Source organism: Psychrobacter sp. ANT_H56B (assembly GCF_008369245.1).
Lineage (GTDB): Bacteria > Pseudomonadota > Gammaproteobacteria > Pseudomonadales > Moraxellaceae > Psychrobacter > Psychrobacter cryohalolentis.
Genome location: NZ_VOBF01000017.1, coordinates 1 through 7529 on the forward strand (window position 1 = coordinate 1; position 7529 = coordinate 7529).

Consider the following 7529-nt stretch of genomic DNA (forward strand, 5'->3'; position numbering starts at 1 on the left):
GTTAAGACAAACAGACTAAATACAGCAATCCAAAATCTTACGCTTGCTGAAATAAGGTTGGTTCAGTTGGCTATCATAGATAGCAGAGAGAAAAATGAAGGTTTGTCAGCCGATAAGCCTTTAACTATAAAAGCATCAAGGTACGCTGAAGCGTTTGGGACGACACGACAGGGTGCTTATGACGTCCTTAAAAAAGCAGAAGAAAATCTATTCGAGCGTAGGTTTACTTTTTTAGACGAAAACGATGGCTATCCGGTTAAGTCACGTTGGATAAGTCAGGCAAAATATAAGCAGGATAAAGGTACTATTGAGATTATATTTACGCCTGCGGTAGTGAATGAAATAACACGTATAAATGGTATAGAGCAGTTTTTTACTAAATACACGTTAGAACAAACATCAATGCTCAATAGCATGTATTCAGTACGTTTGTATGAACTTCTAATACAGTGGCGTGAAGCCAAAAAGACCCCTTTATTTGGCTTAAAAGTATTTAGAGGTCAGCTTGGAGTGGACGATGATGAATATGAACGGATGTGTGACTTCAAATCTGGTGTTTTAAACAAAGCTATAAAAGAAATTAACAAGCACACTGATATCAAAGTTAGCTATGAGCAAGAAAAAGATGGTAAAAATATTATCGGCTTTAAATTTAAGGTAATTTCAAAAAGTAAGCCGAAAGGCAGTAACCAACAAAGTATTAGTAGAGATGCAGATACAGCAGATATGTTTACGGTTGAAGATCTAAACGATAAACAGCTAGGACGTATTGCTCGTAATCCCCAGTTTATTACTGACTATAATCACATGGTTAGCCCTACTAGCCCAGCTGGACAGTCGCAGCAAGGGTGGGAGTTTGAAATGATCAACCGTCTTAAAAAAGACGCTTCTCAATTTAAGAAACGTCCAATTAAAGAGTATCTTGATTATTGATATTTTTTAGACTGTGATAAGTGGTTAGAAGTTTTTCTTAAAATTTAGTAACCTAAAATGCATACCTTACTAACAGTAGTATTGAAGTTATTTCTATGAAGTATATGCTTCATAATCACCATAAAAAACTGCTAAACGCTCTGTAATGCATTCTTTGGAAGGCGTATTTTTTATGTTTTTGATTTTATTGGATGCATATGGGGTTGTGTAACCACCAGCATCTATCATCTCACCCATCTTATATTTTTGACCTAAGAGTTTTAACTCTTTATTTTTAATATCAAAGTTTACATGATCTTCAGGAAAAACCGGTGTCATCCAATACGTTCCATCAAACGCTAGTAGACAACCGTTATCAAATTTAAATTCTACTACAATAGCCGTTGGAGTAATGATAAGGGGTTCTGCTAGAGTGCTTTTAGGCAAGGAATACGTGAAGAAAGGCTTACTATATTTTTTCGCAAGAGCCTGTTCATTAATATTAGCATCTACCGTCTGACAACCATTTAATAGCAAAATTGCAGACAAAGTTATTACCGATCTTTTGATAGTTAATGCACCATGAAAAGCATCCATATTACGTAACCTTTGTTATTATTCTGGAGAAACTAGAAATTTTTCACCACCAGTATTGCCCGTAGTACACGAGCTAACAATGCATCAAGTCTCTGACCATGTATCAGGAATTATCTAGAGTATTAAGGCTAGTGGTCTATTATAAGTGGTTCCATTATAGCAGTCTGTTTTAAGTAGTCTGTTAATAGGTCTTTGGGGTGAAATAGCTAGTTCCCTTGGGGTATACTGTTGCTGCTAGAAAATCATTCTACCGGCAAGTATTTCAATCGATATGTCTAAGCTAGTTAATGATTCTAATTCAGCCTCTAGTTTATCTAAAGTAGCTTGACTAGGTTTGCCCTCTGGAAAGAAAATCGACACATTTGTCGTTTGATTGACAGGTGTATAGCCAATTGATTGCATTTCACCACGGTACTTATTTCGAATCAAGATGGTAATTTTTTCAAACATTTTTTCATCACCATAAATAGCCGCTGATTCATCCGCTGAGCGTTTATTTGTTGGTAAGATTTGAATCGGAAGGCTAAAATCCTTAGCATCACTGCTGGTAAATACATAATGATGAATTTCTGCCTTTACATTGGGTCTTGTCATAATAAACAAACGATAATCTCTAACTGCTTCTTTATCATTGACGGGTTTATCAGCTTTTCTAATGCCTTTTTGGTCAGGTGTTGCAAATCCCCAGCTTGCTGCCACTAGATCGTCACCCAGTTGATCAAATAAACCTTGCAATACACCCTCGTCTTGAACCCCGACTTGCATTGCCAAAATCCTCATCGCTTGTCCCTTACTTACTTTAGAGTCTGAGATAAAGGATTGCATCATGACGTCATCAATTTGATAGCGTTGGGTCACTTCCTTAGGAAAATTATCAACAATAAGATTATTTGGCTTATCAATTTTTGACCAATCAATGGCTTTGGTCGTAACCGGCTTTGAATTGACTTTTGGTAATTCGACGGCTTTAGGAATTGGTGGCTGTGTAGTAACAGCTTGACTACATCCATTTAAAATTAAACTCGTCAATGCTAAGAATATTATTTTATTCACTTTTATTATCCTAATTCTCATAGTGGATCTAATCAGCCAGCTTAAAGATGCCCTCTGCCATCAATACTGTACACTCATAATACCTATTGTTCCCATAACAGCGCTTATAGTAAATAAAAATAATGATCCAAAAGCTCACTGCATGTACACAACGAAGTACACCGCGACTACCTAAATAACTCAATATACCGATATCATTAGCCTACAGCCTAAGGTTCTAGTCCTCACTAGGGAACCGCATCCCGAAACTGCGCTGAATATGTATTTTTGGTAGAGTATTAAAACTTCTGCTTATATAAATGGAGATCGGATTCCGGTAATAATTTTACTCCAAATGATGGCATGTCTATAATATATCCTCTGTTCAGGCAAGAACCTTGGTAAGATTTAGGCGTATCTTGAATACCACCTCCTACTAGAACCAATTGATCCAGCTCTACATGAGTATTACCCATAGTAAGCACCTTCGTTTGAGGATTCCATTGTGTGTATTTATAATTCAAAATAGGCGTAGCTACTTTGGTGCTATCTACACTATAAAATATGAGGCAATTATCTTCTTCGCTTATATAGAACCTTCCTACTACCCCAATTGCGTCTACTGGTAGTGTCCTACCTTTTCCGTCTAGCTCTTCGTAGTTTCTATATTTAATAGAACCGTTTACAAAATGCTTATTATAAGAATAAGGCTCTTTGCCCTGCCCATCCTTTAACGTAGATATTGTTGGTATATTATTAATCACCGATGACGTATTCATACAAGCTGTTAGGTTTAAAGTGACTAACGCTAAAATTGGAGTTAGCAGAATATAGTATATTGACACGTATAAGCTCCTAAATTTTTAAAACGACTCAGAATCTGTTTTAGTCTCGACCGTACCACCAAGCCCCTTTACCAGATCTGCCATTAAATCCTTATCCGTCTGTCTGGTCAGGAAATTCAATAGATTATCGGCTGTATATTCCTTTAAACCATCTACAGAATCCTTCTCCAAAGCATCTACAAGAAAAGCACCAAGTAGTATTTTTTGTCGTGTTAGCTTTTTATCTAGCTTCTGTTTTTCTTTATTTATTTTAAGTTCAAGCGCGTTAATATTCTGCTGTTCTTTTAAATCGTTACCACCAAGTAAGCTCATACCTTTCTCCTAAACCATCAAATTATCTATTTACCCGACTATAGCAAGTTCGCCAGTACCTAACAACAGTTTATGATATAGTTAATTGACGGATGGTTGAGTCTCACTGACTAAGTGCGAGTTTTCGACTTTACAAATGTTTATCCCTAACGGTCACACATTTATAAAATCAAAACATCGGCAGGGGCAAGCCCCCACACCCCCAAAGACCACTAATATCAATTTTTCACTTATTAGGGAATTTGATGGGTTGAAAATTAGATTAAAAGAGAAATTTATGATTCTAAAAACCACGATCAATCTAATTACAATACTAGCTTCATGTACATTTCTGTCTTCTTGTATCCATACGCACGAAGCAAATTATAAATCTATAAATGATAATCAAGAGCCAACGCAAGAATACCAGAGCAGCAATCCGTCAACGAATAATTTGCCTGATCGTCGTGAACAGCTTACTTTAAATAATGTTAAATATTATGATTATGAAAAATACGATAAACGAGGAGAGCCTATTCCAGTAGAAATGACAAGCGCAGCAGGTCGATTTTCTTGGGAAAATAATTGCTTAGTTTTCATCAGTATTTATGGTGGCTATAGAGCTACTCCTCTTCTTCCTTATGGAATAACACAATGGGATAGCACTCATAAAGTATTAGTTATCGATGGGACTTTTATTCAAATGGGCGATCTTGTAGAAACCAGCGGCATGTTTACTGAGACTCCATCAAATAAAAAAGGAGTCTGTTGGGATTATCCTTACATTGTAGGTATTGGAACTATGGGAGGAATAAAAGTTTTAGAAAGCGAGAAAGATCTTTCATATCAACCTTAATTTCAATTTATCAACCGGCAGGGCTGAAATCAAAAATTAGAGATTATAGAAATGGCTATTTTCATCGCATCGACTAAATCAATATCACGAGGCAACGGACAAAGTGCCGTTGCCAGTGCGAGCTATCGTGCTGGTTGTGAATTGGAAGATAAGCGATATGGTAAGACTCACGACTATTCAAAAAAGCATGGGGTGATGAGTGCCGATATTATTTTGCCGTCAGCATTGGCTGCTGCCAATGCTGATATTAATCGTAGTGAGTTATGGAACAAAGCGGAGAGTGCCGAGAAAAGAAAAGACGCGCGTGTTGCTCGCGAATGGCTGGTTAATCTACCGCATGAATTAAGCGAGCAAGACAGAAAAGAGTTAGCGCATAGCTTCGCCCAAACCTTAGCAGACCGTTACGGCACGATTGCCGATTGCGCTATTCATCAACCGACACAAAAAGAGATTGATCGGGGCGCAGACCCTCGAAACTTCCATGCTCATATCCTGTTTACCACGCGCAGCGCAGCACTTGACGATAATAACGAGATCATACTAACCGACAAAGCGACCATTGAGCTGTCCGATAATAAAAGGCGCTCGCTTGGTATGGAACGCGTGAGCCATGAGATTAAAACGGTACGCCAAATATGGGAGCAGATCGCCAACGAAAAACTAGCCGAGCATGACCATAAATTGATTGATAGTCGCAGCTATGCCGCGCAAGGGATTGATATTGAGCCACAGCTAAAAATGGGATCAGTCGCTACCAAGCTAGAACGTGACAAATACGAGCAAGAGCTAAGAAAAGCTGAACAAGCCAAAGAAGAAGGCGAGCATTACGAGATCGACAAAACGCCAGCAACACAGCTCGGCACCATCAACGAGATAATCAACGAGCGTAACGAGCTGGTATGGGGCGCTCAGCTTGCCAAAAATCAGACAGTGAATGATGCCGCTGATGCCATTATCTTGAATGGTCATACGATCCAAGACATTGAACACAGCACAGTAGATGAACCGATCAAAGAGCCTGAACCGCCACCTGCGCCAAAGGCTAAAGCGCCCTCACTAGACGCGGTTGCACAAGCGATGGCGATGGCGAAAGGGGTTGCCACTCGAAAAGCCGACGAGCAAAAACAAAAAGAGTTGGCGCTGGAGCAGCAAAGGCAGCATGAGCTTGCTGAACAACAGAAACGCGAACAAGCCGAACGTGAGCGCATTGAACAGGCACGAGCCGACAGAGTAAGGCAGCAGCAAGCGATAGCCGAGCAGCTGGAGCGTGAACGTCAGCAATTCATGGTAGATAAAAAAGCGCTGTATGCAGCTGTAATGGCACAGTTAGAACAGCATACACAGAAAGGGATTGATCCAGACAGCAAGGTAGGCAAACCCATTTTATCGATTTCAGTCGCTAATGAGATCACACACAGCCTCAATCAGTATATGGATAACCCAGATACCACACAGAGACAGCGCGAGCTTGCGCTAAATGAGCGTACCGCGTTAACGGACTTAGTGAACGACAAATCAACGCAAGCCTTGAGTGAGATTAAAAATCTACACTATACCAGTGAGCGTAAAAAGCACACAGCAGCCCTACAAGGCGTTTTAACTGAATTTGCAGACAATCACGGGCAAAGTATCGGTAAAACGCAGGAAAAAGCACTACAGAGCGCACAAAAAGCCATTGCGGACTACAGTAACGAGATCAATCGCAGCCATAGCCCTAGACTAGGAAGATAAAAATGTCAGAGATACCCAACCTTGAAGACTTGCTTACCGCTATTGCAACGCTTACCGAGCATAACACCGAATTGCTCACGCAAAGAGAAGAACAATATCAAGCGATGGCAGCAAGAGACACAGCCACCGCAAAGCTTGTCAATGAACTAACCGCACAGCTCAAAGATTATCAAGAACGAGAAAGTAAAATAAAATCAGCGATTGTTGCCGGTACAGCTAAAGAGGTTCGCTTAGAGGTTGCTGATCTTCTCAATTACTACTCTAACCGGCTAACCCAAGGCGTTGGTGGTCACGTTGAGCAAGCAAATATTCAGCTAGAAAGTACAATAGGTATAGCGAAGACACAGATAACCCAGCTGTCTGAATTATCGACTGCCATGAAAAAGACTTTTGATACTAACTTTAGCAGCTTAAAGCTTTTTTCTGAGAACTTTGAAGAACAAAACAAGAGCTTAGCTAATGATGCAAACATTGCGTTAAACAGTGTTAGACATCAAGCCAAGCAAGGGGCAGAGAAGTACACAAAAGAGTTATCAGATAAGTTTGCTAAAGCGTTAAGCTGGAAAATAACTAGTATTGTAACTGTCATTTGTTTGTCTATTTTACTTATGACTCTTTTATTGGCTTGGTTACTGATACCAAGTAAGGCAGAAATTCAAGAACGTCAAGCAAAATACGACAGCATAGCATCAGCTAAGGTTGCTCATAACGTCATTAAAAGTCCAACAGACGGTGAATATTATGCGATAGTCCAAAAAAAATCATGTTTTATTAGTTCTACAAACAATGAACAATACTGCAAATTTAGATAGATCAAAACCCTTATCTTTTTAGTTAATAAAAAAAAGAAAAAATGCTTTTAATGCTTTTAATGCTTTTAATAGCTTTTAGACACGCTACAGCCATTGATAATAAAGGCGTTCACTGCCCATAGAACGTAGTTTACTTACCCATAGAACGTAGTTTACTTACCCATAGAACGTAGTTTACTTACCCATAGAACGTAGTTTACTTACCTTATAACGATATTTATTTATTTATCGTTATAATGATGCTATATTATTTATCGTTATATAGTTAGAGGGCTAAGTCGATGAAACCAAGTATGAATGCAGGTAACAATAAGATGGATCTTATAGTTAAGACAAACAGACTAAATACAGCAATCCAAAATCTTACGCTTGCTGAAATAAGGTTGGTTCAGTTGGCTATCATAGATAGCAGAGAGAAAAATGAAGGTTTGTCAGCCGATAAGCCTTTAACTA

At 38.9% G+C, this 7529-nt stretch carries 8 protein-coding genes; 4 read left to right on the top strand and 4 right to left on the bottom strand.

Annotated features, from left to right (window positions below; all coding sequences use genetic code 11):
• Positions 1 to 933 (top strand): replication initiation protein RepM (repM, locus tag FQ082_RS12680; RefSeq protein WP_149493423.1); only part of this gene is annotated, 933 nt, incomplete at its 5' end.
• A 93-nt stretch (positions 934 to 1026) separates the two neighbouring features.
• Here the strand turns inward: repM and FQ082_RS12685 are convergent.
• From FQ082_RS12685 to FQ082_RS12700, 4 genes are all read right to left on the bottom strand, one after another.
• Positions 1027 to 1509 carry a hypothetical protein gene (locus FQ082_RS12685; protein ID WP_149493424.1) on the bottom strand — a complete coding sequence of 161 codons (483 nt, stop codon included), beginning with the start codon at positions 1507 to 1509 and terminating at the stop codon, positions 1027 to 1029.
• A 234-nt stretch (positions 1510 to 1743) separates the two neighbouring features.
• Positions 1744 to 2562: a hypothetical protein gene (locus FQ082_RS12690; protein WP_149493425.1), complete on the bottom strand. Its 819-nt coding sequence runs from the start codon at positions 2560 to 2562 to the stop codon at positions 1744 to 1746.
• Positions 2563 to 2840: 278 nt separating this feature from the next.
• Entirely contained in the window at positions 2841 to 3386 is a 546-nt protein-coding gene (locus tag FQ082_RS12695) for a hypothetical protein (RefSeq protein ID WP_223145366.1), read from the bottom strand.
• Between the two features lie 18 nt (positions 3387 to 3404).
• Entirely contained in the window at positions 3405 to 3698 is a 294-nt protein-coding gene (locus FQ082_RS12700) for a mobilization protein MobS (RefSeq protein WP_149493427.1), read from the bottom strand.
• A 136-nt stretch (positions 3699 to 3834) separates the two neighbouring features.
• On the opposite strand from FQ082_RS12700, the gene FQ082_RS12705 reads away from it, so the two are divergent.
• The 3 genes from FQ082_RS12705 to FQ082_RS12715 are packed head-to-tail and all read left to right on the top strand — an operon-like array spanning position 3835 to position 7076.
• Positions 3835 to 4533 (top strand): hypothetical protein, encoded by a 699-nt coding sequence (locus FQ082_RS12705; protein WP_181718011.1) that lies wholly within the window; start codon positions 3835 to 3837, stop codon positions 4531 to 4533.
• Between the two features lie 51 nt (positions 4534 to 4584).
• On the top strand, positions 4585 to 6264 hold the full coding sequence (locus tag FQ082_RS12710; protein WP_149493429.1) for a MobA/MobL family protein: 1680 nt from the start codon (positions 4585 to 4587) through the stop codon (positions 6262 to 6264).
• A 2-nt stretch (positions 6265 to 6266) separates the two neighbouring features.
• Positions 6267 to 7076, top strand: coding sequence for a hypothetical protein (locus tag FQ082_RS12715; protein ID WP_149493430.1), 810 nt, complete (start codon positions 6267 to 6269; stop codon positions 7074 to 7076).
• Positions 7077 to 7529 lie beyond the last annotated feature (453 nt).